24 protein-coding genes are annotated in these 26,599 nt (G+C 67.4%); 6 read left to right on the top strand and 18 right to left on the bottom strand.

The window, feature by feature from the left end; all coding sequences use genetic code 11:
* Nucleotides 1-54: 54 nt before the first annotated feature.
* Genes KDW55_RS19005 through KDW55_RS18995 form a run of 3 tightly spaced genes read right to left on the bottom strand, consistent with a single transcriptional unit; the run spans nt 55 to nt 1,246 of the window.
* Nucleotides 55-495, bottom strand: coding sequence for a DUF1801 domain-containing protein (locus tag KDW55_RS19005; RefSeq protein ID WP_069242758.1), 441 nt, complete (start codon nt 493-495; stop codon nt 55-57).
* Nucleotides 492-923: an SRPBCC domain-containing protein gene (locus tag KDW55_RS19000; protein WP_059544801.1), complete on the bottom strand. Its 432-nt coding sequence runs from the start codon at nt 921-923 to the stop codon at nt 492-494. The genes KDW55_RS19005 and KDW55_RS19000 overlap by 4 nt, the downstream gene beginning before the upstream one ends.
* Nucleotides 923-1,246, bottom strand: coding sequence for a metalloregulator ArsR/SmtB family transcription factor (locus KDW55_RS18995; RefSeq protein WP_059544753.1), 324 nt, complete (start codon nt 1,244-1,246; stop codon nt 923-925). Before KDW55_RS18995 ends, KDW55_RS19000 begins: the two co-directional genes overlap by 1 nt.
* A gap of 667 nt (nt 1,247-1,913) precedes the next feature.
* Between KDW55_RS18995 and KDW55_RS18990 the strand changes: the two genes are divergently transcribed.
* Complete coding sequence (locus tag KDW55_RS18990) at nt 1,914-3,653, top strand: S53 family serine peptidase (protein ID WP_212161607.1); 1,740 nt, start codon at nt 1,914-1,916, stop codon at nt 3,651-3,653.
* Nucleotides 3,654-3,742: 89 nt separating this feature from the next.
* Here the strand turns inward: KDW55_RS18990 and KDW55_RS18985 are convergent, their stop codons facing one another.
* The 4 genes from KDW55_RS18985 to KDW55_RS18970 all read right to left on the bottom strand — a co-directional run bounded on the left by KDW55_RS18985 (nt 3,743) and on the right by KDW55_RS18970 (nt 8,193).
* Nucleotides 3,743-4,579 carry an ABC transporter permease gene (locus tag KDW55_RS18985; protein ID WP_040141016.1) on the bottom strand — a complete coding sequence of 279 codons (837 nt, stop codon included), beginning with the start codon at nt 4,577-4,579 and terminating at the stop codon, nt 3,743-3,745.
* 37 nt (nt 4,580-4,616) lie between these two features.
* Complete coding sequence (locus tag KDW55_RS18980) at nt 4,617-5,873, bottom strand: ABC transporter permease (protein ID WP_212161612.1); 1,257 nt, start codon at nt 5,871-5,873, stop codon at nt 4,617-4,619.
* Nucleotides 5,874-5,975: 102 nt separating this feature from the next.
* Entirely contained in the window at nt 5,976-7,022 is a 1,047-nt protein-coding gene (locus KDW55_RS18975) for an ABC transporter substrate-binding protein (protein ID WP_040139401.1), read from the bottom strand.
* 76 nt (nt 7,023-7,098) lie between these two features.
* Entirely contained in the window at nt 7,099-8,193 is a 1,095-nt protein-coding gene (locus KDW55_RS18970) for an ABC transporter ATP-binding protein (protein ID WP_059544759.1), read from the bottom strand.
* A gap of 179 nt (nt 8,194-8,372) precedes the next feature.
* On the opposite strand from KDW55_RS18970, the gene KDW55_RS18965 reads away from it, so the two are divergent.
* Nucleotides 8,373-9,896, top strand: a complete 1,524-nt coding sequence (locus KDW55_RS18965; protein WP_040139399.1) for a PLP-dependent aminotransferase family protein — start codon at nt 8,373-8,375, stop codon at nt 9,894-9,896.
* 33 nt (nt 9,897-9,929) lie between these two features.
* On the opposite strand, the gene KDW55_RS18960 is transcribed toward KDW55_RS18965, so the two are convergent.
* From KDW55_RS18960 to KDW55_RS18940, 5 genes are all read right to left on the bottom strand, one after another.
* Nucleotides 9,930-10,970 carry a lipase secretion chaperone gene (locus KDW55_RS18960; RefSeq protein ID WP_209822327.1) on the bottom strand — a complete coding sequence of 347 codons (1,041 nt, stop codon included), beginning with the start codon at nt 10,968-10,970 and terminating at the stop codon, nt 9,930-9,932.
* A 3-nt stretch (nt 10,971-10,973) separates the two neighbouring features.
* Nucleotides 10,974-12,068, bottom strand: a complete 1,095-nt coding sequence (locus tag KDW55_RS18955; protein WP_209822326.1) for a triacylglycerol lipase — start codon at nt 12,066-12,068, stop codon at nt 10,974-10,976.
* A 227-nt stretch (nt 12,069-12,295) separates the two neighbouring features.
* Nucleotides 12,296-14,428, bottom strand: coding sequence for a TonB-dependent copper receptor (locus KDW55_RS18950; protein ID WP_212198013.1), 2,133 nt, complete (start codon nt 14,426-14,428; stop codon nt 12,296-12,298).
* Nucleotides 14,429-14,510: 82 nt separating this feature from the next.
* The gene (locus KDW55_RS18945; RefSeq protein WP_040139395.1) at nt 14,511-14,870 is read right to left on the bottom strand and encodes a DUF2946 domain-containing protein; all 360 of its coding nucleotides are present in this window, start codon (nt 14,868-14,870) and stop codon (nt 14,511-14,513) included.
* 157 nt (nt 14,871-15,027) lie between these two features.
* The gene (locus tag KDW55_RS18940) at nt 15,028-15,564 is read right to left on the bottom strand and encodes a cytochrome b (RefSeq protein ID WP_040139394.1); all 537 of its coding nucleotides are present in this window, start codon (nt 15,562-15,564) and stop codon (nt 15,028-15,030) included.
* Nucleotides 15,565-15,796: 232 nt separating this feature from the next.
* Between KDW55_RS18940 and KDW55_RS18935 the strand changes: the two genes are divergently transcribed.
* Nucleotides 15,797-16,435: a Pr6Pr family membrane protein gene (locus KDW55_RS18935; protein WP_059544771.1), complete on the top strand. Its 639-nt coding sequence runs from the start codon at nt 15,797-15,799 to the stop codon at nt 16,433-16,435.
* 46 nt (nt 16,436-16,481) lie between these two features.
* Here the strand turns inward: KDW55_RS18935 and KDW55_RS18930 are convergent, their stop codons facing one another.
* The gene (locus KDW55_RS18930) at nt 16,482-17,216 is read right to left on the bottom strand and encodes a peptidoglycan DD-metalloendopeptidase family protein (protein WP_069242753.1); all 735 of its coding nucleotides are present in this window, start codon (nt 17,214-17,216) and stop codon (nt 16,482-16,484) included.
* A gap of 452 nt (nt 17,217-17,668) precedes the next feature.
* Here KDW55_RS18930 and KDW55_RS18925 point away from each other — a divergent pair, with 452 nt between their 5' ends.
* The gene (locus KDW55_RS18925) at nt 17,669-17,989 is read left to right on the top strand and encodes a hypothetical protein (protein ID WP_059544775.1); all 321 of its coding nucleotides are present in this window, start codon (nt 17,669-17,671) and stop codon (nt 17,987-17,989) included.
* Nucleotides 17,990-18,116: 127 nt separating this feature from the next.
* Here the strand turns inward: KDW55_RS18925 and KDW55_RS18920 are convergent, their stop codons facing one another.
* The 5 genes from KDW55_RS18920 to KDW55_RS18900 all read right to left on the bottom strand — a co-directional run bounded on the left by KDW55_RS18920 (nt 18,117) and on the right by KDW55_RS18900 (nt 22,135).
* Complete coding sequence (locus tag KDW55_RS18920) at nt 18,117-18,461, bottom strand: DUF4148 domain-containing protein (protein ID WP_059544777.1); 345 nt, start codon at nt 18,459-18,461, stop codon at nt 18,117-18,119.
* A gap of 200 nt (nt 18,462-18,661) precedes the next feature.
* A complete protein-coding gene (gndA, locus tag KDW55_RS18915; protein ID WP_040139389.1) occupies nt 18,662-20,074 on the bottom strand; it encodes an NADP-dependent phosphogluconate dehydrogenase in 1,413 nt (470 codons plus the stop codon).
* A 97-nt stretch (nt 20,075-20,171) separates the two neighbouring features.
* Complete coding sequence (locus KDW55_RS18910; RefSeq protein ID WP_212161604.1) at nt 20,172-20,813, bottom strand: DUF938 domain-containing protein; 642 nt, start codon at nt 20,811-20,813, stop codon at nt 20,172-20,174.
* A complete protein-coding gene (locus KDW55_RS18905; RefSeq protein WP_212161603.1) occupies nt 20,810-21,706 on the bottom strand; it encodes an NAD-dependent protein deacetylase in 897 nt (298 codons plus the stop codon). The genes KDW55_RS18910 and KDW55_RS18905 overlap by 4 nt, the downstream gene beginning before the upstream one ends.
* 84 nt (nt 21,707-21,790) lie before the next feature.
* On the bottom strand, nt 21,791-22,135 hold the full coding sequence (locus tag KDW55_RS18900) for a hypothetical protein (RefSeq protein ID WP_212161602.1): 345 nt from the start codon (nt 22,133-22,135) through the stop codon (nt 21,791-21,793).
* Nucleotides 22,136-22,743: 608 nt separating this feature from the next.
* Here KDW55_RS18900 and KDW55_RS18895 point away from each other — a divergent pair.
* Both KDW55_RS18895 and KDW55_RS18890 read left to right on the top strand, forming a co-directional pair.
* Entirely contained in the window at nt 22,744-23,703 is a 960-nt protein-coding gene (locus tag KDW55_RS18895) for an LLM class oxidoreductase (protein WP_212161601.1), read from the top strand.
* A gap of 355 nt (nt 23,704-24,058) precedes the next feature.
* Complete coding sequence (locus KDW55_RS18890; protein ID WP_212161599.1) at nt 24,059-26,548, top strand: mechanosensitive ion channel domain-containing protein; 2,490 nt, start codon at nt 24,059-24,061, stop codon at nt 26,546-26,548.
* The last annotated feature ends 51 nt before the right edge of the window (nt 26,549-26,599 follow it).

Below are 26,599 nucleotides of genomic sequence, written 5' to 3'. Positions count from 1 at the left end.
GCGCCGATCGCACGACGGCGCCCGGCTAGCGCGGGACGTCGTCCGCGTCGCGCGTCACGCGGCGTTGCCGGTTCGCGCCTTCGCGCCGGCGGACAAACGCGCTCGCGCGTTCTTCTTCAGATGCGCGCGGTTGTAATCGATTGCCGCGCGCACGAGACGCTTCAGCGCCGGCTCGTCGAGCTTGTCGCCTTCGAGGAAATCGATCGCTCGGCGCGCGTTTCCTTCAAGACCCGCGTTGAACAGGCCGTCCGGATCGGCCAGGTGCGCTCCATGCATGAACGTCAGCTTCACCTTGCCCTTGTGCGCGTTTGCGACCGCAATCATCCCGTCGCACGACCACACGGGGCTGCCCATCCATTTCCATTCCTCGACGATGCCGTCGTCGGCCGCGAGAATCGCGTCGCGCACCGCCGCGAACGTCTTGCCGCGCCAATCGCCGATCCCGGCGATCAATGCGTCGATACGCTGCGACGGCGTAAGGTCGGTCGTGCTCATGCATGTGCCTCCGTGCCTTCATCGGGACGCGCGAGCACCTGTTCGAGCGACGCGAAGAACCGAGCCCATCCGTGCTGCGCACCGCGGTATGCCTGCTCCTGATCCGTGCGGAACCCCGCCTGCTCCATTCGCAACAGCGTGCCGCGCGGCGTCGGCGTGAGCGTCCAGGTAACGACGCTTTCGAGGCCATAGGCGGCCCACGTATACGACAGCACGCGCTGCGGCTCGATCGTCAGCACCTTGCAGTCGACCGAACCCCAGTCCGCGTGGAAGCTGAATGCGCGGCCAGCGACCGGCTCGAAATCGCTCTTCATCAGCCACGCGTCGATCAGATGCGGCTGCGTGAGCGCTCGCCAGATCTTCTCCGGCGGATGCGGCAGTTCCCGTTCGACGACGACAGTACGCGTTTCAGTAGAACCCTGGTTCATCACTGATCCATCCTTTTGAGCAGATCTTCGAGAGCGTCGAACCGGTGCTGCCAGAAGCCGGCCATCTGGCTGGTCCAGTCGATCAACGGGGTCAGCGCCTGCGGCTGCGCGCTGTAGTGCGTCTGCCGGCCTTCGTGGCGATCGCTCACGAGCCCGGCCTGCTTCAGTACGCCCAGGTGCTTCGATACCGCCGGCTGCGACACGCGTGCACGGGCGGTCAGCGCGGCCACCGTCAGTTCGCCCTCCTCGCACAGCCGCTCGAAGAGCGCGCGGCGCGTCGGATCGGCGAGCGTACGGAACAGCATGTCGTGAGCGTTTTGCATGAGGCAATTCATAACCGAAAAGTTATGAATGGAAGGATAGCGGCGGATCCGCGGGCGTCAAGAAGGAATTTCACCGGGATACCGGTCTTACGAGCGCACTCGTCTTGCAATGGACAGCAGGTGACTGTCGGCACGGCGCCGCGATCGCAATTCGAGCACCGACTCTAATGCGCCGATCCGAGCGGCGAACCGAAAGCACGCTGCAAGACTCGGCGATGCGTTGTTCCACAATTCGGGAAACCTCCGCGTTCGACGGGCGCCGTTTTCGTGCCTCCGCGTATCCGGCGACGCCGTCGCGCGCTCGCCGCTACCGCGCTTGACCAAATAGTGCGACTCGTGGCGCGCCCGCGCGCGCGAGCCGGCGATGCGCGCGCACGACGATGCGCTCCGCGATCGCGCACATTCCGATACGGCAACGAACGAGTCGCGCGCACAAGCGTCGGCCACCGTCGCGCGATCGCGCAGCGAACCGGTTCCCTTTGCCGGTCGCCGCTTCGAGACGCCTGAACCGCACGTCGCCCGCGTGTGAGCACGCCAATGTCAGAACTGACAGCTATGGAAACTGGCAGCTACCTGAACGGCGCCGACGCCCTACGCTCGTCACCGCTCGCGGCCCCACAAGGGCCGGGGCTTCCAGCAACGTCGTCTCTCCTAAAAAGGACTCCCGATGAAAAGGAATGCCCGGTTTGCCCTTCCCCTTCCGTTGCCCCGCCGCTTCGCGTGCGCGTGGCCGCTCGTGTTCGCGGCCGGCGCCGCGCACGCGACGACGGACTGGGTCGACACCCACACGAAGACCTTTCTGACCGGCCCGCAGCTGCTGGCCCGCAGCGCGGCGCCGTCGCTCGAGCTCGCGGCCGGCGAAACGGCCGACGTCGTCGTCAGCCTGAAGCTGCGCAATGCGGCGCAACTGAAGCAACTCGCGCACGACGTCAACCGCCCCGGCAACGCGCGCTATCGCCAGTACCTGACGCACGAGCAGTTCCTCGCGAACTACGCGCCGACCGAAGCGCAGGTGAAGTCGGTCGTCGACTATCTGCGCAAAAGCGGCTTCGTGAACATCGAGGTCGCGCCGAACCGGCTGCTGGTGTCCGCGCGCGGTACGGCCGGCACGGTGAAAACCGCATTCAACACGTCGCTCGTGCATTTCGAGTACGCAGGCCGCTCCGGATTCGCGAACGCGTCGACCGCACAGGTGCCGCGCGCGCTCGGCGACGTCGTCGGCTCGGTGCTTGGGCTGCAGAACGTCGCACGCGCACGGCCGATGCTGCGCATCGGCAACGTCTCGAAACCGCAAGCGCTCGCGGCCGGCACGGCTACCGGCCATTATCCGAAGGAATTTCCGGGCCTTTACAACGCAACCGGCGTGCCGACCGCGGCCGGCGTGACGGTCGGAATCGTCACGATCGGCGGCGTGTCGCAGACGTTGCAGGACCTGAAGCAGTTCACGTCGAGCAATGGTTACGGCACGGTCGCGACCCAGACCGTGAAGACCAACGGCACCGGCACGACCGGCAGCTACAGCGACGACCAGGACGGCCAGGGCGAATGGGATCTGGACAGCCAGTCGATCGTCGGATCGGCCGGCGGCCAGGTCGGCAAGCTGGTGTTCTACATGGCGGACCTGAACGCAGCCGGGAACACCGGGCTCACGCGGGCGTTCAACCGTGTCGTGTCGGACAATACCGCGAAGGTGATCAACGTGTCGCTCGGCTGGTGCGAAACGGACGCGGACGCGGACGGCACGCTCGATGCCGAGGAGCAGATCTTCACGACGGCCGCCGCGCAAGGCCAGACGTTCTCGGTGTCGTCAGGCGACGAAGGCGTGTACGAGTGCAACAACCGCGGCTATCCGGACGGCGCGAACTACACGGTGTCGTGGCCGGCCGCTTCGCCGCACGTGCTCGCGATCGGCGGCACGACGCTGTACACCACGTCGAGCGGCGGGTTCTCGAGCGAGACGGTATGGAACGAAGGCCTCGACGGCAACGGCAAGCTCTGGGCGACGGGTGGCGGCGTCAGCTCGATCCTGCCCGCGCCGTCGTGGCAATCGGGCAGCAACCGCCGTTTGCCGGACGTGTCGTTCGACGCCGCGCAGAGCACGGGCGCATATATCTACAACTACGGCCAGTTGCAGCAAATCGGCGGCACGAGCCTCGCCGCGCCGATCTTCACCGGCTTCTGGGCCCGCCTGCTCGCGGCGAACGGCACGGGTCTCGGTTTCCCGGCCGCGAAGTTCTATGCGGACATTCCATCGAACCCGTCGCTGGTGCGCTATGACGTCGTGTCGGGCAACAATGGCTATCAGGGGTATGGCTACACCGCGGGCGCCGGCTGGGACTACCCGACCGGCTTCGGCAGCCTGAACGTGTCGAACCTCAACAAGCTGATCCAGACGGGCGGCTTCTGAGCGTGACGTGACGTGACGTGATGTGATGTGACGGCGCGCGGTGACGTTTCATCGCGCGCCCGCCAGGCATTTCGCGGGGCCGCGCGCCGTTACGACACCGCACGCCGCGCGTTGCGTCCGCGCAGCCATTCGAGCGCGAGGAGCAGGCTCGTCGAAAAAATGATCAGGATCGTCGCGAGCGCGGCGATCGTCGGGCTGATGTTCTCGCGGATCCCGGTGAACATCTGGCGCGGCAGCGTCGTCTGGTCCGCGCCCGCGAGGAACAGCGTGACGACGACTTCGTCGAACGACGTCGCGAACGCGAACAGCGCGCCCGACATCACGCCCGGCGCGATCACCGGCAGCGTCACGCGGAAAAACGTCGTGACCGGATTCGCGCCGAGCGACAGGCTCGCGCGCACCAGATTCTGGTTGAAGCCTTGCAGCGTCGCCGCGACCGTCGTCACGACGAACGGCACGCCGAGCGCCGCGTGCGCGGCGATCAGGCCCGTGTACGTGTTCGCGAGCCCAAGCGGCGCAAAGAACAGGTACATGCCGACGCCGACCACGACGACGGGCACGATCATCGGCGACAGCAGCACGGCCATCAGCAACCCCTTGCCGCGGAAATCCGCCTTCGTGAGGCCGATCGCGGCGAGCGTGCCGAGCACGGTCGCGACAACGGTCGCCGACGGCGCGACGATGAAGCTGTTCTTCGCCGCCATCCGCCATTCGTCGGACGCGATCAGGTTTTCGTACCAGCGCGTCGAGAAGCCCGGAATCGGATACACGAGGAACGTGCTCGACGAGAACGACAGCGGCACGATCGCGAGCACCGGCAGGATCAGGTACAGCAGCGTCAGCACGACGAGCACGCGCAGCGCGACGTACCACGCGCGCTCGACGAACGACATGTGCGGCGCGAACAGCGGCCTGGCGAGTTTCATGGTCGGCACTCCCTTGTCGTTTCCCAGTGCCCGGCGCTCAGCCGAGGCTCACGTTGGTGCGCGCGAAGCGCCCGTACACCGCATACAGCACGAGCGTCGCCGCGAGCAGCAGCCCGCCGAGCGCACATGCCATGCCCCAGTTGATCGTCACGTTCGTGAAGTACGCGACGTAGTAACTGACCATCTGGTCGTTCGGCCCGCCGAGCAGCGCGGGCGTGATGTAGTAACCGATCGCGAGAATGAACACGAGCAGCGCGCCGGCGCCGACGCCCGGATAGGTCTGCGGCACATACACGCGCCAGAACGCGGCGAACGGATGGCTGCCGAGCGACACGGCCGCGCGCTGGTAGGTCGGCGGGATCGACTTCATCACGCTGTACAGCGGCAGGATCATGAACGGCAGCAGGATGTGCGTCATCGAGATGTACACGCCGACGCGGTTGAACAGCAGCGTCAGCGGATGCGAGATCAGCCCGCTGCCGATCAGCGCCTTGTTCACGAGCCCCTCGCTCTGCAGCAGCACGATCCACGCTGCGACGCGCACCAGCACCGACGTCCAGAACGGGATCAGCACGAGGATCATCACGAGGTTCGCGCGGCGCTCCGACAGCGTCGAAATCCAGTATGCGAGCGGATAGCCGAGCAGCAGCGCGAACAGCGTGACGGCGACGCCAATCACGAACGTGCGGCCGAAGATCGCAAGATAGATCGACTGGTCCGGGTCGGCCTGCACGATATGGCCAAAGCCGTCCTGCTTGTGGTCGAGCGCGGCGAGCAAGTAGAACGGCGACACCTGGCTGCCGTTCTTCGCGATCGACTGCCAGTACGCCGCGTCGCCCCAGCGCGAATCGAGGTCGATCAGTTTCGCGCGAGTCTGCGCGGGGGTCAGTGCCGCGTCGCCATCGCCCTTCAGCGGCATCGCGCGCGCCGTCTTCGCGACGAGCGAGCGGTAGCCCGGAATCTCGGTGTTCAGGCGTCGCGCGAGCGCACCCATCGCCTCGCTGTCGGCAACCTTCGTCATGTCGGTCGCGAGCGCGGCATACGCGGCGTCGGGCGGCGGCGCCTTGCGGTCCCAGCCGGACAGCGCGGCGACCGTGTTCGGCAGCGCGGTCGCGATTTCGGGGTTCTGCACCGCGCGCGTGAGCAGCGTGCCGATCGGCACGACAAAGATAAGCAGCAGGAAGATCGCGAGCGGCGCGATCAGCAGCAGCGCCATCGTGCGCTTGCGGGCCTCGGCTGCCTTCAGTTCGCGCTTGAGCGCGGCTGTCGACGGCGAGGAAGAAGCGATCGTCATCGTGTTCAACGGTTCTCTCCGGCCGGGCACGGTCCGGCGGAATGCCGCGCGACGCGCTCGGCGCGCCGCGCGGCAGGTTGCATCAGGACACCCGAGTAGCGGTTACTTCGTCGCCCACGCGGCGAAACGCTGCTCGAGCTCGTCGCTGTGGTCGGTCCAGAAACCGATGTCTTCCAGCACCGCGTTCTTGCCGTTGGCCGGCGAGTTCGGCAGGTTCGCGAGCGTCTTCGCATCGAGCGACTTGATCGCCGCGACGTTCGTCGGGCCGTACGCGATGTGCTGCGCATACGCCTGCTGCGGCTTCGGCGTCAGCGTGTACGCGATGTACTGCTCGGCGAGCGCCTTGTTCGGCGAGCCCTTCGGAATCGCCCAGTAGTCGAGGTCGTAGATGCTGCCGTTCCACACGACCTTCAGGTTCTTGCCTTCCTTCTGCGCGGCGTCGATGCGGCCGTTGTACGCGGTCGACATCACGACGTCGCCGGCCACCAGGAACTGCGGCGGCTGCGCGCCGGCTTCCCACCACTGGATATACGGCTTCAGCTCGTCGAGCTTCTTGAACGCGCGGTCCTGGCCAGCTTTCGTGCCGAGCACCTTGTACACGTCCTTCGTCGCGACGCCGTCGGCCATCAGCGCGAACTCGAGGTTGTAGCGTGCGCCCTTGCGCATCCCGCGCTTGCCGGGGAATTTCTTCACGTTCCAGAAATCGGCCCAGCCGGTCGGCGCGGTCTTCAGCTTGTCCGCGTTGTACGACAGCGCGGTCGACCATACGAAGAAGCCGACGCCGCACACCTGCGGCGCTTCCGGAATCAGGTCGGATTTCTTCGCGATCTTCGCCCAGTCGAGCTTCTCGTACAGCCCTTCGTCGCAGCCGCGGTTCAGGTCGCCCGATTCGACTTCGACCACGTCCCAGTTGACGTGCTTCGCCTCGACCATCGCCTTCACTTTCGCCTGCTCGCCGTTGTACTCGACGGCCGTGACCTTGTTGCCGGTGGCCTTCTCGAACGGCTGGTTGAACGCGGCCTTCTGCGCGTCGCCGTTCGCGCCGCCGAAGTTGACGACCGTAAGTTCGGCCGCCGTGGCCGATGCGCCGACGACGGCAAGCGCCAGCGCGAGTGCCGTGCGACGCGCGGTAGAGTGTGCTGCGTTCATGATGGTTCCTCTCCTCTCGTGGTGGAAGTGGGCGTTGTTGTTGACGACGTGCTGCGAAAAAACGGGAAACCCTGCGTCACGCGAACACGCGCAGATGCTCGGGCGAGAATGCGAGCGATACCGGCGCGCCGGGCGAGAACGCGTCGAGCGCGCCCGTGCCGAGCGGCACTTTCACGAAGCATTCGTCCTGGCCCGGCAACGCGCAGCGCATGCGCACGTGATCGCCGAAATAGATCAGGCTGCGGGCCTCGCCGGTCACCCGGTTCGCGGCACCGCCGTTCAGGTGACCGTTCGCGAGGCTCATGCGTTCGGGGCGGATGCAAGCGACGGCCGGCGCGCCTTCGGCCGCATCGCCGATGCGGCGTCCGACGAGCTGCGTGCCGTCGTCGAGCCGGAACTCGCAGAAGTCGCCGTCGACGCGCGCGATGGTGCCGCGCAGCCGGTTGCTGTCGCCGATGAAGTTCGCGACGAATTCGTTGCACGGCGATTCGTAAAGACGATCGACGGTATCGAGCTGCTGCACGATCCCCTTGTCGAACACGGCGACGCGATCGGACATCGTCAGCGCCTCGCCCTGATCGTGCGTCACATACACGAACGTCACGCCGAGCTTCTCGTGAAGCGCCTTCAGCTCGTACTGCATGTGTTCGCGCAGCTGCTTGTCGAGCGCGCCGAGCGGCTCGTCCATCAGCACGAGCTTCGGTTCGAACACGAGCGCGCGCGCGAGGGCGATACGCTGCTGCTGGCCGCCCGACAACTGCGCCGGATAGCGCTTCGCGAAGCGCTCCATCTGCACCATCTTCAGCGCATGCGCGACGCGCTCGGCACGCTCGCCGGCCTGCAGCTTGCGCACCGTCAGCGGATACGCGACGTTCTGCTCCACCGTCAGGTGCGGAAACAGCGCATAGTTCTGGAACACCATGCCGATGTTGCGCTTGTGCGGCGGGACGGTGTTCAGCAGTTCGCCATCGAGCCGAATCTCGCCGCCCGTCGGAAACTCGAAACCCGCCAGCATCATCAGGCAGGTGGTCTTGCCCGAGCCGGACGGCCCGAGCAACGTCAGGAATTCCCCTCGGCGGATGTCGAGGTCGAGCGATTTGACGACCAGGGTTTCCCCGTCGTAGGTCTTCCGCACGCCGCGAAAGCTGACGATCACATCATCGGACTTCATCGTGGCTGTCCCCTTGCTGCGCGACAAAACGTTTATGAATGCCCTTCAACCCGACGCTGCGCGCCAGGCCCCCCAGGAGGTCAAGAAAACTCGAAAGTGTTTCTTGTGAGATGGACCCACTATACGGCCGGCACGGTTCTATACTAGGGAACCATTTCAATATTCCTAGTAGGACCACTTTGGATACCGTGATCCTCGCGGACTGGCTGTCCGCCCGGCTCGACCGCAGCTCGTCCGAGCCGATGTACCGGCAACTGCTGCAACAGATGCAGCAAGCGATTCTTGCCGGAGAATTAGGGCCGGGGACGAAGCTTCCGAGTTCGCGCACGCTCGCGGCCGACCTGTCGATCGCGCGCAATACCGTGCTGCACGTGTACGACCAGCTGACCGCCGAAGGCTACGTGCTGACGACGACGGGCAGCGGCACCTACGTGGCCGACACGCGCCCGGACGCGGCCGCGATCCATGCGCCGGGCGCCGCGCCGCCGTCGGCCGGTAGCGGCGCGGCGCCGCTGCCGGACGCGCAGGGCGGCCTGTCGATGCGCGGCCGCCAACTGATCGAGCATGCGGGTGTGTCGCGGCGCCAGTGGGGCGCGTTCATGCCGGGTGTGCCGGACGTGTCGGAATTCCCGAGCCGCACGTGGAGCCGCCTGCAGGCGCGACTATGGAAGGAAGCGAATCCGGAGCTGCTGACCTACGCGCCCGGTGGCGGTTACCGCCCGTTGCGTCGTGCGCTTGCCGACTACCTGCGCGTCGCACGGTCGGTCAAATGCTCGCCGGACCAGGTGATCATCACGACCGGCATTCACCAGTCGATCGACCTCGCGGTGCGGCTGCTGTCCGACATCGGCGATCGCGCGTGGGTCGAGGAGCCGTGCTACTGGGGCGTGCGCAGCGTGCTGCAGGCGGCCGGCCTCGCGCTGACGCCGGTGCCGGTCGACCAGGAAGGGATCGATCCGAGTGCGAGCGACATGCAGCAACCGCCGCGGCTCGTGCTCGTCACGCCATCTCACCAGTATCCGCTCGGGATGGTGATGAGCCTCGCGCGGCGCCGGATGCTGCTCGAATACGCGCGCCAGCACCGCTGCTGGATCATCGAGGACGACTACGACAGCGAATTCCGCTACGGCAGCCGCCCGCTCGCGTCGCTGCAAGGTCTCGACGACGGCGGCCGCGTGATCTACGTCGGCAGCCTCGGCAAGATGCTGTTCCCGGGCCTGCGCATGGGCTACATGGTCGTGCCCGAACATCTCGTCGACACGTTCCGCACCGGACTGTCGGAACTGTATCGCGAGGGCCAGCTGATGCAGCAGGCCGTGCTCGCCGAATTCATCATGGACGGGCACCTGACTTCGCACGTCAGACGGATGCGCACGCTGTACGGCGAGCGCCGGCAATTGCTGATCGATGCGATCCATGCGCGGTTCGGCGACGCGCTGCCCGTGATGGGCGACGAAGCAGGGCTGCATCTGGTGCTCGGTCTGCCCGATACGTGCGACGATCGCGCGGTTACGCAAAGCGCGTTCGACGCGGGCGTGATCGTGCGCCCGCTGACGAGCTACTACAGCTGTCGGGACACCGCGCGCCGCGGGCTGCTGCTCGGCTACGCGTGCGTCGCGCACGAAGGCATCGGGCCCGCATTCGATACGCTCGCGGCAACCATCGAGCAGCATCTGCCGCGGCGGTTCACGCGCGCCGCGTGACCGCATGCGGGATTGCGTGCGCGATTGCGCGCGTTACTGTGCGGCCGCCGCGCCGCGATCGAGCGACGCCGCTCGCACCGCTTCGCCGGGTTTCGTGAAGATGCGCTGCCGCAGTGCGGCAATCCGCGCATCGCGATCCTGCGCCGACAGCCCGGCCGCAACGATCTGCGCACGCTGCGCCGCATAGTCCGCGTAGCGGCTCTGCCACGATGCATCGTCCTGCTGCATCTGCGCGACGCGCGCCGCCGCTTCGGGACCAAGCGTCTGCGTCAGTTGCGCGCGCATCGCGTCGGGCGTCGCCCCGCTCTTCTGCAACTGCGCGATCTGGTCGATCGCGGCGCGCTGCCTGTCGACCTTCTGTTGCGCGGCCCGTTCGTCGTCCGGCATCTGCTGCGCAAGCGCCGCGAGCCGTTCCGCCTTCTGCGCGTCGGTTAAGGTGCGATCCTGCGCGATCTTCAGCCGCGCGAGATCGTAGCGCTGCCGCCACTGCTCCGCGCCGAAAAACGGCTGGCTCCAGTCGCCGAGCGTGCGGTATCCGATCGACGCGCGCTGGTCGAGCGCGAGCTGCAGCGCGCCGGGATCCGACTTGTCGACCGCACCGGCCTGCGGTAGCGTCGCGAGCGCGTCGAGATACGCACGGTATCGATGCCACACGTCCAACGCCTCACGCTGCGCGATCGTGCCGTCGAGCTGTGCAGCGATCTCGCGCACGACGAGCGCATCGAGCGCGGTTGCGTTCAGGTCGCTCTGCGCGGTCAGGCAATAATCGAAGAAATCGCGGACCGCGCGCGACTTCGCGAGATGGCCGCCCGCATCGAGCGGCAACCGCGGCGCACTGGCCCCTGCAAGCGACGACGGCAGGCCGGTGCTCGCCGGCACCGCGGCGTGCGCCACGACCGCCGACGCGCTCGCGCCGCCAGGGGCTTGCTCGGCCGCCGACGCATATGCGGCATCCGCCCGGCGCTGTGACGCCGCGCCGCTCCAGAGTGCTGCGACGGCAATCGCAGCCAGTCCTGCCGCACCGTAGATCGCAACGCGCCGCGCAAGCGGCGCGCGTCCTTCACGCACGGCCATCGATCACACGCCCGCGAGCTTCAGCCGGTTCGCATGCGTGCGAATCACCGCGACAGGATCCTCCGCATACGCGCCGCGCACGCCGAGCAACTGGTTGATCTCGTCGAGGTGATTCCACTTGTAGCTTGTGCTCAGCACCTTCCCGTACAGCGCGCTGCACTTCGATACGAGCCCGTCGTTCTGCCCCGAGCCACGATTGATCATCACAGTGCCGGTGCCGAGCAGCGCCAACGTCGACAAGTCCAGCGCGTTCGCCGGATCGATTGCCGGAATCGTGCTCGTATCGGCCGCACCCGTGACGCCGAATGCAGATATCGTCGGCTGGATCGCCGTGCCGGCCCACGAATACAGCAGGTGCGTATTGCCGCCGACCGTCTCCGTCGGCGCGCCCGTCTGGCAACTGCCCGGCGCGCCGAGACCGGCGCTTGGATAGTTCTGGTTGTACGTGGCGGCCTGCGTGGTCGTCAGCGTCTTCAGTGCGGCGAGCGCGTCCTGGTTCGTGTTCTGGCTGCTGCTCGTCAGGATTCCGAATACATTGGCGAACGCGGCGATCACCGACGACGACAACCCGGTCGGATCGTACGCAAGCACGCTCTGTACGAAGTCCGCGAACTCCGAGCCACGGTGCGGCGTGCCGATGGTCGTCACCGATGCGACGAGATCGGGCGCGACGGCCGCGACATAGCGCGATGTGAGGCCGCCCTGGCTGTGGCCGACCAGGTTCACCTTCGCCGCGCCTGTCGCGGCGAGCACCGTCTTCACGTACGCGAGCAGCTGTTCGCCGCGCCCGTTCGGGCCATCGTCGCTCTGGAAGCCGGAGAGGTTGGCGACATACACCGTCGCGCCATGCTGCTGCAGGTCCTGCTGAATGCCGTACCAATAGTCGAGCACGCCGACGTACTTGTCGGTGCCGGTCAGCCCGTGCACGAGAATGATCGGGTAACGCGTCGCCGCATAATCGTCTGCCGGCGCGGCCGCCGCCATCGCCGCGTGCGTCGTCGCGAGCGTCATCATCGCGGTCGTGCCCGCGAACGGCGCGACGCTCATTGCGCATGCCACTGCCCCTGCCACCACCCTGGAACGCATCGATCTGGCCATCCATGTTCTCCTGATTATTGTGCTGCCGGTGCGAATGAGGATCGACACGCGCGGCGGGCCGCGATCGGGCGAACCGGCCTTGCGCGTCGAATGCGGCAGTGAATCACGAGTCGCGAACGTTTGCGCCCTGACTAGATACGGTTCTCTAATCGGTTGACGCGCCTCGCCCGTTCAGGCGGTGTCGCGTCGATGCGCGCGCATGCTGCAACGCACACGCGCGCCGTGCGTCACAGCTTCGCGCTCACGCGCAGCCATGCGGTGCGCCCCGGCTCCATCACCGGCGCGTTCGCGGGATAGCCGAAACCCGCGTTGCCGGCGAGGTTCAGATGCTCGGTATAGGCCTTGTTCAGTACGTTGTCGACGCCGACCGAGATCTGCACTTTCTCGCTGACGTTGTACTGCGCATGCAGCGACAGCACGCCGAAGCCCGCACTCGGACCGAAGTCCTTGCCGACCACGTTGCCCTCGTTCAGCGCATAGCGATGCTGCGGCGCAACGACCCGCCACAGGCCGCCTGCCGACCATGCGCCGCGCGTGTACTCCAACCCGACGCGCGCCTCGAGCGGGGGCATCTGCGGCAACGGATCGCCGCTCGTTGCATTGCGCCCCCATGCATACGCGAGCGACGTGTCGATCCGCAGCGGCGCGACTGGGCGCCATGACATACCGGCTTCTCCGCCCATGATCTGCGCGTTGACGTTCGTCGCCTGTGTGGTCGGGCCCATCATTCCGTGCGCGTAGTTGAACAGGATGTAGTCCTGCACATAGCCGGCGTATGCCGACACCCATGCATCGACGCGGTCGCTCCTGTACTGCGCGCCGATGTCGAGCTGCGTGGTCTTTTCGGGCTGCACGGCGGAGAACGCGTTGATCGAGCCGGCCGGCCCGCGTTTCGCGAAGAACAGCTCCCAGTAGTCCGGATAGCGTTGCGCGTGACCGATGCCGGCATACCAGGTGACCGGCAGCGACGCGAGATCGCGCTCGTAGCGCACGAAGCCGCTCGGCAGCACGCGCGCGCGGTCGTCGTCGAAGGTCGGATTCGGCGTGCTCGTCATCATCCCGCGCGTCGTCGCACGCTTGTCGCGCGCGCTCGCGTAATCGACCCGTGCGCCGCCGATCACGCGCGCCGTATCGCTCGCGTACCACGTCAGTTCGCCGAACGCGCCCGCGTTCCACATCGTCGCCTGCGCATTCCACGGCTGGTCGCCGTAGTTCTGTCGCCCCATCGCCGAACGCGAATCGAGCCGGTTCGACTGCGCGTCGACGCCGGCCACGAGCTTGAAGTCGTCGCCGAAGCGCAACGTTGCCGCGGCCCGCGCACCGAACGTGCGGCGCCGCACCTCGGATGCCATCCGCATCGGCATGCTGCTGGCCGGATCCGGTTGACGCAGCGTGGTGTTGTCCATCACGTGGTCGGCTTCGTTGTAGTACACGCGCGCCTCGACACGGTCGAGCACGTCGCCGAGATGCCGCTTGTCGAACGACAGGCCGAACGTTTCGCGGCGGAAATGCGCTCCGTCCATTCCGCGCCCCGCATAGCGCGCATAGCCGTCGCCGGCGCCCGCCGTCAGCTCCACGCGCGTGCGGTCGTCGGGCGTCCAGCCGAGCGCCGCATCGGCATTCCACTTGTCCCATTGCGACGGCACGGTATTGCCGTTGCCGTCCTTGTAGTCCTGCGCATGCGCGTGGTTGGCGGTCACGCGGCCGTAGACGTCCGGCGTGCCGGCCGTCACGTCGAAGTTCTGGTCGTTGCGGCCGAACGACCCGCCGACCACGCTGCCGTCGAAGCGCATGCCGGCCCGCTCGAAGCGCGGCGTCACGCGCTCGAACAGCACGGTGCCCGCCGATGCGCCGGGGCCGTACAGCACGGTTTGCGGGCCTTTCACGACCATGACCTTGTCATAGCTTTCCGGGGCGATATACGACGTCGGCGCATCCATCCGGTTCGGACACGCGCCGAGCGTCGGCAATCCGTTCGCGAGAATGTTCAGCCGCGAACCGAACATCCCGCGCAGCACGGGGTCGCCGTTCGTCCCGCCGCTGCGAATCAATGTGAAGCCGGGAATCGTCTTCAGATAGTCCGCACCGTCGCTCGCCGGCAGCGGCTGGCGCGGCGCCTTCGGATCGGTGACGACGACGAGCGGCGTCGTCAGCGGCGATGCGACGACCTCGACGGGCGGCAGCAGCGCGCCAGCGTCAGCAGTCGGCACGCCGGCGGCGGCACGCGCGGTTTCGGCGGGAGCCGCCGCGGTCATTGCGCCGACGGCAAGCGCCGGAACGGTGAATGTCAGCATGCGCGGCACGCGCCGCGCAGGGAATTGGCGCGACGCCGTCGGCGTGCGCAACGAAAAAACGGTCATGATCGAAAGCCCGAGTGACGCCCTCCACGCGGCCTCGACGGACTGCACGGATAACGGCGATGAAAGGAACGGAGACAGCGCGTCAGGCGCGCTCGGGCGGTGCGCGCGGATAAGCGCGCGGATAACGTTCGGCGTGTGCGGCGACGGCAGGCGGCGCGGCAGCGGAAACGGTCGCGACGGGGACGAAAGCGAACGACGCGGCGGCCGCGCCGCCAGCCGCGGGCATGTGCGCGAAGAAGCCGCAATAGCCGCATGCATCGAGATGCAACGCATGATCGTGCGCTGGGGCTGCGCGGGCCGCGTCATGCTTTGCACTACAGATGGTCGCATCGGGCGACGCCACGTGCGCGATGCGCCACTGCGACACCAGCGGCGCCGCGATCGCGAGCCAGATCGCGAACACGCCGAGCCAGGCGGTCAGGTGACGATGTCGGTGCAGCATGCGCGGCAATGCGTAAGCGGAATGTAAAAACAGCCGAGATGTTACCGAATGTTCGTCGCGCTGGCCAGCCGTGCACGGCGGTAAACGCACCGGGGGCGCATGGTTGTGTCGACAACCATGCGCCCCCGGGCCGATGCGCGGCTTCAGCGTGCGGCGATCACGGCACCATACGCCGCAGCACGTCGTCGCGCCGGATGAAATGGTGGTAAAGCGCGGCAAGCGCATGCAGGCCGATCACGAAATAGAACGCGTTGCCGATCAGTTCGTGCGCTTCCTTGATCGTCGGCCGCAGCGCCTTGTCGGGGCCGAACAGCGTGAACGACACGCCAATCCAGTCGAGCGATACGGGCTTGCCGCCCATGTTGATCGTCATGATCCCGAGCAGCGGCTGCGCGATGATGAATACGTACAACGCGAAATGCGCGAGCGTCGACAGCCATTTCAGCAGCGCCGCCTGCGGAATCGGCTCGGGCACGCGGCTGACCACCCGCCACAGCACGCGCAGCACCGACAGCACGAGCACGGACGTTCCCGCGAGGAAGTGGACGTTCGTCCAGAACACGCGACTGTCGCTGCCTTTCGGCCCGCGAATCTCGATGGCCAGATAAGCCAGTGCGACCAGCAGGAAGATGGCCCAGTGGAAGAAGATGGCCGGCGAACTGTAGCGCGTCTGTTTCGCGAGGATGTTTTTCATGCTGTGTCTCGTGTTTCTCGTGTGATATGCGGGGCGGGCACATGCCGCAGCGGGCCGGTGCCGCTCGGCTCCCCGATTGTAGCGTCACGCGCGGCCGGCATTGCACGACCCGGTCAAATATCGGACGAATCGGCACTCCCGCCCGAACCGGCCGCGTCATAAGGAAAATCCGCATCGCGCCCGCGCGCCACTGTGGCACGATGAAGCTTTGGTGCGACGTTGCGCGGGCATCATGAGCAAAGCGTTCTTCGTTGCGGCCTACCGGCTGATCGCCGCGTTGCTCGCGGTGTCGACCACGCTGCACAGCGTCGCCGACTACTGGCACTTGCCGAGCTTTCATCTCGGCAATTACCTCAGCTACTTCACGCAACTCAGCAGCCTGTATGCGGCGGCGATGCTTGTCGTCGGGCTGTCGCGCGTCACGCGCGCCGGCTCGGCGCGCTACGAATCGATGCGCGGCGCCGCGGTGCTGTACATGTTGATCACCGCGATCGTCTACGAACTGCTGCTCGCGCGGCTCGATGCGCTGCACCATGTCACGCCGGCGTTCAATAACTGGGTGCTGCACCGGATCGTGCCGCTCGTGGTGCTGTGCGACTGGCTGTACGTGGAGCCGCGCTCGCCAGTCCCGCGGCGCAGCGCATTTGCATGGCTCGCCTTTCCCGTCGTCTATCTCGGCTATACGCTCGTGCGCGGCGCAGTGGAGAACTGGTATCCGTACCCGTTCGTCGATCCGCGTCCGCACGGCTACCTGCCGGTCGCCATTCAATGTTCGGTGATCGCGCTGGGCGCGGCAGGACTCGCACTGGGCATTCGCTGGCTCGGCAATCATGCGAGGCAGTCTGCCACCGCGCAGCTTAAGGAAGGATGAAGGCGCGAGCGTGCGCGCCGTGCGGCGCACACGCCCCGATGCGGCGTCAGCCGCCGTTTCGCGGCAGAAAGCTCAGCGGATCGACGGCCTTGCCGTTCTGCCGGACTTCGAACTCGAACGTCGCACGGCCGCTCGCGTCGGTGCCCATCTCGGCAACCGGCTGGCCCGCGCGTACCGCATCGCCTTCGTTGACGAGCAGTTTGCCGTTGTGCCCGTACGCGGTGATGAGCCCGTTTTCATGCTTCAGGATCACGAGCGGGCCATACGCCTTGACGCCGGATCCGGCGTAGACCACTCGCCCGTTTGCCGCGGCGCGCACCGAATGGTCAGGCCCCGATGCGGCGATCACGATGCCGCGCGTCTTGCCTGCGGAGAACGGCGTTACGACGGAGCCCGTCGCGGGCCATGCCAGCGAGCCCGGTTGTGCCGTCGCCCCAGGCGGCTGCGCGAGCGACGTCGCGGCCGGCGGCGGCGCGACGCGGAGCACCTGGCCGGGCGAGACGGCGTCGTTAGGCGACATGTGGTTCCAGCTCGCCACGTCCTGCACGCGCTGCCCGTACGCGGCGGCAATGCCGGCGAGCGTGTCGCCCGGATTCACGCGGTAATAGCCGGCAATCACACCGGGCGTCGCGGCCGACGTCGACGGCGACGGCCGCACCGGCTGCCAGTTGTCGGTCCACGGCGTCATCGTACAGCCCGTCAGCGCCGCAGCCGCGACGACGAACACCGCCTGCGGCAGCCGGCGCGTCAGCGCATCGTGGATCGGAATCGTTTTTCTCAAGGGTCCTCCCGGATTTGCGTCGTTGCGCCGCTCACCGCCCTCCGGCGCGCGACGCACGATGTCCGGCCGAACGGCCGGACCAACCAGTATCCGACCGCTGTCGCGGCCGTCAGTTTCCACGGCGGGACGCCAGCGCGAAAGGCTCATCGGCCCCTTTTTCACGCGCTTTTCGCGTCGTCCCGAGCGGCAAAGATACCATTTGTCGCGGTCCGGGCCGCGACAGCTGGTTGAGCCGGCAACAATCTTGCGGGTCCGCAGGGCGCGGATCAACCAGCTACGAGCCCAGAGTTGCGGCGCGCCCGCCCCCGCCGGCCGGGACGCCACCGTCGTCCACCGTCGTCCACCGTGCGCCGTCGTGCCGCCCCCCGCCGCGCAAGGCCGCCGCTCCGTTGCCGGCACCGCCACCTATACTCGGAGATGCACCGCGCCATTCAGACAACGAGGAGATAAAGATGAACAATGCGACGTTTGTGTCCGTACAGCTCAACGCCGAGGATTTCGCCGGTAGCAGCGCCCTCGTCGAACTGCTCAACCGGCACCTGCTGTTCGCGACCGACGTCGCGGAAGCAGCGGATGCGCTCGTTCAGCTCGCGAGCGTCGCGCACCTGAGCGGCGCGACGCGGCACAGCGTCGAGCTGCCGGTACTCGCGATCGAGCGGCTGCGCGATGCGCTCGACACGCTGAGCGGCTATGACGAAGCATGGCTGCAAGCGCTGGAACCGGCCGACGCGTTGTTCCGGGACCTTCGCCGCGGCCCGCGGCCGCTGCACTGACGCGCGCGGACGCCGCCAATGAAAACAGCCCGCCGTTCCGTGATGCGGAACGGCGGGCTGTGCGTACTGCGCGGGGGTGGAGCAGGCCGCGGCTGCGGCCGCCCCTCCGATGCCGGTCAACGACCGATTAACGACCCTTGTAGACCGGTGCGCCATCCGACACGCGCTTGACTTGCCAGCCGGTCTTCGCAACCGCCGGAGCGCCCGACTCTTGCTGGCCGGCCGGTTGCGCACCGTAGCCGCTCGTATCGGCGGCGGCGACGTTTTGTTGCGGGTTCAGACGGGCTTCAGCTGCCTGGATGCCTGCCGGATAGTCGGTCCGGTCGCTGCCCAGCTTGTAGCCGGCTTGTTGAAGGGCGGACAGTTCCGCCTTCACCTGCGCACGCGTCACGGGCGCATTCTGTTGAGCAAACGACACGGCGGGGACGGCGAGGACAGCAGCTGCAGCGAACGTTGCGATCAGCGATTTCATGATTACCTCCGGAATTTTTTTGCTTCGCCGCACACACCATGTCTGCAGCGATTGATCAAAGTTTAGTCCGGAGATCACCTAGGGAAAACCATGAAAGAACGAAAACACTGTTTCCGCGGAGCCAACAATTGCAGGATCCGGGACGAAAAAACCCTACTCAAAGAATAGAATTTCGCAACAATGCCGCCTCGCCCGCCCCGTTACGACCAGTTCGCGTGGAAGCTGCCGGGCTTGTCGGTGCGCTCGAACGTGTGCGCGCCGAAGAAGTCGCGCTGCGCCTGCACAAGGTTGGCCGGCAGCCGTTCCGACCGGTAGCTGTCGAAGTACGCAACCGCCGACGCGAACGCCGGGACCGGCACCCCGGCCTGCACCGCGGCCACCACGACGTCGCGCAGCGAGGCCTGGTAATTCGCGGCGATATCCTTGAAGTACGGGTCGAGCAGCAGGTTCGCGAGCGCCGGATCGTTCGCGTAGGCGTCCGTGATCTTCTGCAGGAAGCGCGCGCGGATAATGCAGCCCGCGCGGAAGATCTTCGCGATCGTGCCGAGATCGAGATTCCAGCCGTATTCCTCCGACGCCGTGCGCAACTGCGCGAAACCCTGCGCGTACGAGATCACCTTGCTCAGGTACAGCGCGCGGCGCACTGCTTCGACGAACGCCGCACGATCGCCGGCGAACGGCGCGGCGGCCGGGCCCGACAGGATCTTGCTGGCCGCGACGCGTTCGGTCTTCAGCGACGACAGCACGCGCGCGAACACCGACTCGGTGATCAGCGGCAGCGGCACGCCGAGATCCAGCGCGTTCTGGCTCGTCCACTTGCCGGTGCCCTTTTGCGCGGCGCGATCGAGGATCACGTCGACCAGATGCTTGCCGGTTTCGTCGTCCTTCTTGGCGAAGATCTTCGACGTGATCTCGATCAGATAGCTGTCGAGCTCGCCCTGGTTCCACTCGGTATACACCGCGCCGAGTTCGTCATTTGTCAGACCCGCGACGTCCTTCAGCACCGCGTAGCTCTCCGCGATCAGCTGCATGTCGCCGTACTCGATACCGTTGTGGACCATCTTCACATAGTGGCCCGCACCGTCCGGGCCCATGTATGCGACGCACGGTTCGCCGTCCGACGGCGCCTTTGCGGCGATCTGCTTGAGGATCGGCTCCACGAGGTCGTACGCGTCACGCTGGCCGCCGGGCATGATCGACGGGCCGCGCAGCGCGCCCTCCTCGCCGCCCGACACGCCGGTGCCGATGAAGTGCAGGCCCGACTGCGCGAGCTCCTGGTTGCGGCGGATCGTGTCGGTGAAGTGCGTGTTGCCGCCGTCGATCAGCACGTCGCCCTTCTCGAGCAGCGGCTTGAGCGATGCGATCGTCGCATCGGTCGCTTCGCCGGCCTTCACCATCATCAGGATCCGGCGCGGCGTTTCGAGCGACGCGACGAACTCCTCGAGCGTGTAGGTCGGCACCAGATTGCGGCCGGGGAATTCGGCGATCAGTTCGTCGGTTTTCTCGCGGCTGCGGTTGTACACCGACACCGCGTAACCGCGGCTCTCGATATTGAGTGCGAGATTGCGGCCCATCACCGCGAGCCCGATCACACCGATTGCTTGTTTGCCCATTAGTCAATTCTCCGGAAAAAACGGGGCGCGACCCGAGCCGGGTCGCGCGCACAGGCGAAAGGATAGTGGAAACCCGGCGGCGATGCGCGCCGGCGTGTCATTGCTCCGCGTGCGGCAGTCGGTGGAACACGACGCTCAGGTTGTTGGCGGGCATTTCGACGACTTCGGCGCAGTCGAGCCCGAGATCGAGGCCGAGCGCGACGACCGCCTCGAGATCGCGCACACCCCACGAAGGATCGCGGCTGCGCAACTGCTGGTCGAACGCTTCGTTGGACGGCGACGTGTGGCGGCCTTCGCGGCGATATGGGCCATACAGGAACAATACGCCGCCCGGGCGCAGCACGCGTGCCGCCCCGGCAAACAGTGCTTCGGTGCAGGCCCACGGCGAGATGTGGACCATGTTGATGCAGACGATCGCGTCGAGCGCCGCGCTCGGCCATACCGCGTCGCGCACGTCGAATGCGAGCGGTTCGGCGAGGTTCGCGAGGCCCGCGTGCGCGACCCACGCAGCGATCGAACGGCGTGCGTGCGCGTCGGGGTCGCTCGGTTGCCAGCGCAGGCCGGGCAGCGCCTGCGCGAAGTGCGCCGCATGCTGCCCGGTGCCGCTCGCGATCTCCAGCACGCTACCGGTTGCCGGCAGCACGCGGCGCAGCACGTCGAGGATCGGCCCGCGATTGCGCTCCGCGGCCGGCGCCGACAGGCGGGCGGACGAATCGTGCGATGCCGCGGGCCCGGTCACGATGCACGCTCCGCCGCATCGCACGCGATGCCGAGCCGCGCGTTCAACGCATCGAGCGCGGGCGCGCAGCGCGCCTCGAGCTTCAGCGTCAGCATCGGATCGGCACGCGTATGGCCGAGGTTCAGCGCGGCGACGGGCTTTTGCTGTGCCTGCGCCCACACGCAGAAGCGGTAGCCGGAATACACCATCAGCGACGAGCCGACGACCAGCAGCGCATCGGCCGCGTCGAGCGCCTGCGACGCCAACGCGACGCGTTCGCGCGGCACGTTTTCGCCGAAGAACACCACCGCCGGCTTCAGCAGGCCGCCGCACGCCGGACAGGCCGGAATGCGAAACGCGTCGAGCGCGGCCCATTCGAGGTGCGCGTCGCCGTCCGCGGCCGGTTCGGCCTGCGCGCCCAGCAGTTCGGGATTGTCCGTTTCGAGCACGGTCTGGATCGTCGCGCGCGGATGATGCGCGCCGCAATCGAGGCATGTAACGCCGTGGATGCCGCCATGCAATTCGATCACGTCGCTGCTGCCGGCGCGCTGATGCAGCCCGTCGACATTTTGCGTGACGAGGCGCTCGACCCGGCCGCTGCGGCCGAGCCGTGCAAGCGCGACGTGCGAGCGGTTCGGCTGCGCGCGGCCGACCACGGGCCAGCCGATCATGCTGCGCGCCCAGTAGCGCCGTCGCGCGGCGTCGGATCCGAGGAATTCGTGGAGCTGAATCGGCGGCGAGCGCATCCATTGACCGTTGCGGTCGCGATAGCCGGGAATGCCGGAATCCGTGCTGATGCCCGCGCCGGTCAGAACGAGCAGACGCGGATGGCGCTCGACGAAGCTGTGAAGTGAATCGACCACGGCCGGATCGATACTGGCGGACGAGGAATCGTTATGGTGGGTGTCGTTCATGTCGGCGACGCATGTTCACGCGCCGGGCGCCCCGTGCGGGCGCACGGGCAGCCGACGCTGCCAGCACATGATACCGAACGCCGCTCAATCGGGCGTACGTCCGCGCGTGAATCGCGCGCTGCAAAAAAAGACGCCCATCAGCCACATGGCGATGGGCGCTTCAACAATTGATCCATCGGGGTAGTGGATCAACTGACAGCACAATGTCGTCGAAGCCGCCGCGGTGCGGCCGGCGGCCCGTTCCCCTGGACTACCGCTTCGAATACCTGAAATCGCGCGAACCGCCGCGCCCCCCCTTTCGCTGTTACCCGGCCCGGTCTTGTCGATTCGACGCACATGGCCGCGGGCGGCATGCGGATGCATGCCACCCGCGCGGCGCACGGGCGTTTCGCCCGTCTGAATGACGATCCGGAAATCATGCTCGCCCATCTGCGCGCACGGGCGGTTCCTCCGCGACGGCCGGCCGGCATCGGCCGGCTTCATGCGTCACGCACGCACGCCGTCGTTCGGAACACACACCCGCGTGGTTCGGATGGAACTGAAAGCCGTGCGCTTACGTCGCCGCCACCCACGGCGAAGCGAACGCACTGGCAGGTCGGCGATTCATGTTTGCAACACGATACGTTGCGATTCGGTCTGTTCTCATTGTCTTGTCCCCGTCTTGGATGCGTCCGACCTACTGAAGCGATTGCCCGGCCCGTTGCTGCACCGGCGATCGCGCTCACGGCGCACACAGACATGCAAGGAGCGCACCATGCGTCGCGGCGCAAGGCTGCACGGGCCCTCAATTGCCTCCGATGCACCTCTCGCGACTGCGCATATGCGCGAATGTTTCGAAAGTGAAACTACGGGCAACCGCGCGCGGCGCGGGCGGCCGGCCGCGACGCCGCCGTTGCGGGAATGGAACGGGCGCCGGTCTCGCGAGCACATCGGCACGACGCCGACGATCCGCTTACAATCGCCCAGTCCCGCCCGCGCGAGCAGCGACGATCGAATACGCTCGTCGAACCTGCGCGCCCCGTCTTCAAGGATTCGACATGACCCAGCCCGCCTCCGATCGCGCCGACGTCGCGCGCCGCGTGTTCTCGGCCGAGCGGCTGTCGATCGGCCTGACGCTGCCGCTGTTGCGCAGCGGCCGGACGGTCGCCGATTTCAACGAGCAGCTCGAGCTCGCCGAACTCGCCGATTCGCTGGGCTTCCGCGCGCTATGGATTCGCGACGTGCCGCTGAACAGCGACGACTACCCCGACCCGGTCGGGCATCTCGACCCGTGGGTCCTGCTTGGCGCGCTCGCGTCGCGCACGCGCCGGATCGTGCTCGCGAGCGGCGCGATCGTGCTGCCGCTGCGCCATCCGCTGCACATAGCGAAAGGCGCGCTGTCGGTCGCGACGCTGTCCGGCGGCCGCTTCATTCTCGGGCTCGGCTCCGGCGATAGACCGGCCGAATACGCGGCGTTCGGCGTCGACGCGGATACGCGGCGCGACCGTTATCGCCGCCACTGGGACGTCGTCGCGGCCGCGCTCGGCGTGCCATCGCGCGTGCTGCCCGACGAGACGCCGCCCGGCGCGCCCGACTTCGCGCTCCTGCCGCGCGGCGGCGATCCGGTGCCGATGCTCGCGGTCGGCTCGGGCGGACAAAGCGTCGACTGGATCGCGCGCAACGCGATCGGCTGGATGACGTATCACCGCGACCCGGACACGCAGCGCGCGCGTCATTCGATGTGGCGTGCGGCCGTCGACCGGCTCGCGCAACCGGCGTTTCGCGGTTTCGGCGTGTCGATGCGAATCGATCTCGATGCGAATCGCAACGCGCCGGCCACCGCGCTGTCGCTCGGCTACGCGACCGGGCGCAACGCGCTGATCGACATCCTGCGCGACATGCAGGCGGCCGGCACGCACCACGTCACGCTCAATCCGGGCTGGAACCGGCCTGTGCGCGAGGTCGTCCAGGAAATCGCCGAGCACGTACTGCCGGCTTTTGACGACGGGGACGGTTGATTCGTCAGGAATCCGCAACGCCCCCGAGTCGCGTGCGTCCGCCGCCCGGGCGGCGCGCGCAACGAATGACGCGCCGCCCGACGCACAATTCATTCCCGGCCCGACCGCGGCCGGCGCCGCGTGGCCGAGTGACGATTCAGCCGCACGGACGCGCCGAACTCGGATCGCGATGGTCCCGGCGATGCGCCGGCTGCTGTCGAGGCGCGACGGCCCAACCGTACGGTCGCCGGCTGCGTGCATGCCCGATTTGGAGAGTCGCCGACGGAACTATTCGGTCCCGATCGCGATCATGTTAACTTCCGTCCATCGACACGACCGCCGGGCCACGCATCGATGCGCGCCCGCATGCCCACCCATGCGACATTTCCTGCTCGGCTGGCTGCTCGCCGCCGTCGTATCGGCTGCCCATGCGGCCGCCCCGGCCCCTGCCGCCGCATCGGCTGCCTCCGGCGCCGCGCCCGCGCTGACGCCGCAACAGGCCCAACAGGCGCTCTCCGTGCTGCAGAACCCGCGCGAACGCCAACAGGTCGAGACGACATTGCGCGCGATCGCGGCCGTCGGCGTGCTAAGCACGCCCGCGCTGCCTGCGAGCGGCGCCGCGCCGGCCAGCGCGGCCTCGGGTGCGACTGCGGCGGCGCTTACGACGAACGGCCTCGCATCGATGGTCGTCCGGCAAGGGTCGCACTGGGCCGGGGAAATCGGCCGCTCGCTGAACGAATCGCTGCGCTCGCTGCTCGACGTCGGTTCGGTCGGCGTCTGGTGGCATGAGCGTCTCGCGAATGCCGACGAACGCGCGGACCTCGCGCGTGCGCTCGCGATCATCCTCGCCGTGCTCGTGCCCGCGATCGTCGTCGAATGGGTCGCGAAGCGGCTGCTGCGGCGCGCCCTCGCCGCACTGAGCGCGCGTCGCGCCGAAGCGCCGGAACACGCAGACACCGAACCCTCCGCAACCGGGCGGCCACGCACGGGAGACGATGCCGCGCCAGCATCCGAAGCCGACGCCACCCTGGCCGGCACCGCAGCCGCGACCGGCACGACCGGCGCGCGCTCAGCGTCGGTGCAAGGCCGCGGCCACGCGCGGCGCCAGACCACGCTGCTGCGCCGGATGCCGCGCGCGCTCGTCAGCCTCGCGCTGCGCGCGGTGCCGTTGCTGGTGTTCGTCGGCGTCGCGAGCCTCACGATGTCGGTTCTCGACGGCGCCGACACGCCGACCGGAACCGCGCTCGAATCGCTGATCGACATCTACGTGATCTGCCGCCTCGTGACCATCGTCAGCCGGCTGTTTTTCCAGCCGGATGCGCGACAGCTTCGGCTGCTGCACATCAGCGACGCATGGGCCGCGTTCGCACAGCGTTCGATCGCGCGGATCGCGATCGTCGTCGGCGCCTGCACGGCCGCCGTCGAGATCGCGGGCAGCTTCGGCCTCAGCGACGCCGGTCACGTCGCGCTGTTGAAGGCCGTTGCGCTCGTCGGCCACCTGATGGTCTCGGCGTTGATCCTGCGATGCCGCCAGCCGGTTGCCGTGCGCCTCCGCGCGGCCGGCGAAACGCGCCCCGCGTTCGCGACGGTAGCCCATGCGCTCGCCGACGCGTGGGCGCCCGTGTCGGTGTTCGTCGTGATGGCGTTGTGGTTCGTATGGGCGCTGGACGTCCACAACGGCTACCGCGTGCTGATCTCGCTCGGGGGCCGCTCGATCGCCGTGATGATCGGGATGCGGATCGTATCGATCGTCGTGTTCGGCGCGCTCGCGCGGCTGTTCCAGCGGCGCGACGACGATCGCACGCTCGTCCATCTGCACGCGTATCGCTATTACCCGCTGGTGCGCCGCATCGTGTCGGCGGTGATTGCGGTCCTGACCGTCGTGCTGCTGTTGCAGATCTGGCGCGTGCCGATCTTCCGCGCGTTCGAGAGCGGCACGATCGGTCATCGGCTCGCGTCCGCGCTGATGACGATCGCGATCGCAGCCGTCATCGCGCTGATCGTGTGGGAAACCGCGAACATCGCGATCGAGCGCCGCCTGCAGCTGTGGACGCGCGAAGGCAACCTCGTGCGCGCGGCGCGGCTGCGCACGCTGTTGCCGATGCTGCGCTCGCTCCTGTTCATCATGATCGCGCTCGTCGTCGTGCTGACGGGCCTGAGCGAAATCGGCGTCAACGTCGGGCCGCTGCTCGCGGGCGCGAGCATCTTCGGCGTTGCACTCGGCTTCGGCTCGCAGAAGCTCGTGCAGGATTTCATTACCGGGATCTTCCTGCTGATGGAGAACGCGATGCAGGTCGGCGACTGGGTCACGCTCGCGGGCGTGTCGGGCACGGTCGAATACCTGTCGATCCGCACCGTGCGGCTGCGCGCCGGCGACGGGTCGCTTTACACGATCCCGTTCAGTTCGGTGACGACCGTCAACAACACGAATCGCGGGCTCGGCAATGCAGCCGTGAAGGTGAGCATCGCGTACGGGCAGGACATCGATCAGGCAATCGCGACGCTGAAGGAAATCGGCGCCGCGTTGCGCGACGATCCGAATTACAAAGACGGCATCCTGTCGGACTTCAGCTACTGGGGCGTCGATCAGGTCGACGGCGCAACCATCACGCTCGCCGGGCAGATGCAATGCAAGGACTCCGCGCGCTGGGGCGTGCAACGCGAATTCAACCGGCGCATCGCGGTGATGTTCCGCGAACGCGGGATCTGGATCGCGAATCCGCAGCGCAGCGTCGTCGCGTATGACCCGGGCTCGCGGGCTGTCGCCGGCGCGAACAACGACGGCAACGATAGCGTTGGCAACGCGGGCGGCCCGCCGATTGCCGAACCGCAGCCGCCGGCTGCACCGGCGCGCAAGCCGGGCTGAGTGCGCGGCCGCCGTGCATCGCACCGCGCCGCGCCGATGCCGCTGAATGGC

Origin of the sequence: Burkholderia sp. AU19243, assembly GCF_018148075.1 — a bacterium.
Lineage (GTDB): Bacteria > Pseudomonadota > Gammaproteobacteria > Burkholderiales > Burkholderiaceae > Burkholderia > Burkholderia latens_A.
The sequence above is the reverse complement of the archived record's forward strand: the minus strand, read 5'-3'. Positions and strand labels throughout refer to the sequence as shown.

Excerpts from the sequence above, each read along its gene's own strand:
- KDW55_RS19005 (WP_069242758.1), bottom strand. The coding sequence starts at position 495 with ATGAGCACGACCGACCTTACGCCGTCGCAGCGTATCGACGCATTGATC.
- KDW55_RS18940 (WP_040139394.1), bottom strand. The coding sequence starts at position 15,564 with ATGAAAAACATCCTCGCGAAACAGACGCGCTACAGTTCGCCGGCCATC.
- KDW55_RS18980 (WP_212161612.1), bottom strand. The coding sequence starts at position 5,873 with ATGACGATCGCTTCTTCCTCGCCGTCGACAGCCGCGCTCAAGCGCGAA.
- gndA (WP_040139389.1), bottom strand. The coding sequence starts at position 20,074 with ATGGGCAAACAAGCAATCGGTGTGATCGGGCTCGCGGTGATGGGCCGC.
- KDW55_RS18945 (WP_040139395.1), bottom strand. The coding sequence starts at position 14,870 with ATGCTGCACCGACATCGTCACCTGACCGCCTGGCTCGGCGTGTTCGCG.
- KDW55_RS18925 (WP_059544775.1), top strand. The coding sequence starts at position 17,669 with ATGAACAATGCGACGTTTGTGTCCGTACAGCTCAACGCCGAGGATTTC.
- KDW55_RS18900 (WP_212161602.1), bottom strand. The coding sequence starts at position 22,135 with ATGGGCGAGCATGATTTCCGGATCGTCATTCAGACGGGCGAAACGCCC.
- KDW55_RS18895 (WP_212161601.1), top strand. The coding sequence starts at position 22,744 with ATGACCCAGCCCGCCTCCGATCGCGCCGACGTCGCGCGCCGCGTGTTC.
- KDW55_RS18985 (WP_040141016.1), bottom strand. The coding sequence starts at position 4,579 with ATGAAACTCGCCAGGCCGCTGTTCGCGCCGCACATGTCGTTCGTCGAG.
- KDW55_RS18995 (WP_059544753.1), bottom strand. The coding sequence starts at position 1,246 with ATGCAAAACGCTCACGACATGCTGTTCCGTACGCTCGCCGATCCGACG.
- KDW55_RS18975 (WP_040139401.1), bottom strand. The coding sequence starts at position 7,022 with ATGAACGCAGCACACTCTACCGCGCGTCGCACGGCACTCGCGCTGGCG.
- KDW55_RS18955 (WP_209822326.1), bottom strand. The coding sequence starts at position 12,068 with ATGGCCAGATCGATGCGTTCCAGGGTGGTGGCAGGGGCAGTGGCATGC.
- KDW55_RS18970 (WP_059544759.1), bottom strand. The coding sequence starts at position 8,193 with ATGAAGTCCGATGATGTGATCGTCAGCTTTCGCGGCGTGCGGAAGACC.
- KDW55_RS18960 (WP_209822327.1), bottom strand. The coding sequence starts at position 10,970 with ATGGCCGTGCGTGAAGGACGCGCGCCGCTTGCGCGGCGCGTTGCGATC.
- KDW55_RS18905 (WP_212161603.1), bottom strand. The coding sequence starts at position 21,706 with ATGAACGACACCCACCATAACGATTCCTCGTCCGCCAGTATCGATCCG.
- KDW55_RS18990 (WP_212161607.1), top strand. The coding sequence starts at position 1,914 with ATGAAAAGGAATGCCCGGTTTGCCCTTCCCCTTCCGTTGCCCCGCCGC.
- KDW55_RS18935 (WP_059544771.1), top strand. The coding sequence starts at position 15,797 with ATGAGCAAAGCGTTCTTCGTTGCGGCCTACCGGCTGATCGCCGCGTTG.
- KDW55_RS18920 (WP_059544777.1), bottom strand. The coding sequence starts at position 18,461 with ATGAAATCGCTGATCGCAACGTTCGCTGCAGCTGCTGTCCTCGCCGTC.
- KDW55_RS19000 (WP_059544801.1), bottom strand. The coding sequence starts at position 923 with ATGAACCAGGGTTCTACTGAAACGCGTACTGTCGTCGTCGAACGGGAA.
- KDW55_RS18950 (WP_212198013.1), bottom strand. The coding sequence starts at position 14,428 with ATGACCGTTTTTTCGTTGCGCACGCCGACGGCGTCGCGCCAATTCCCT.
- KDW55_RS18890 (WP_212161599.1), top strand. The coding sequence starts at position 24,059 with ATGCGACATTTCCTGCTCGGCTGGCTGCTCGCCGCCGTCGTATCGGCT.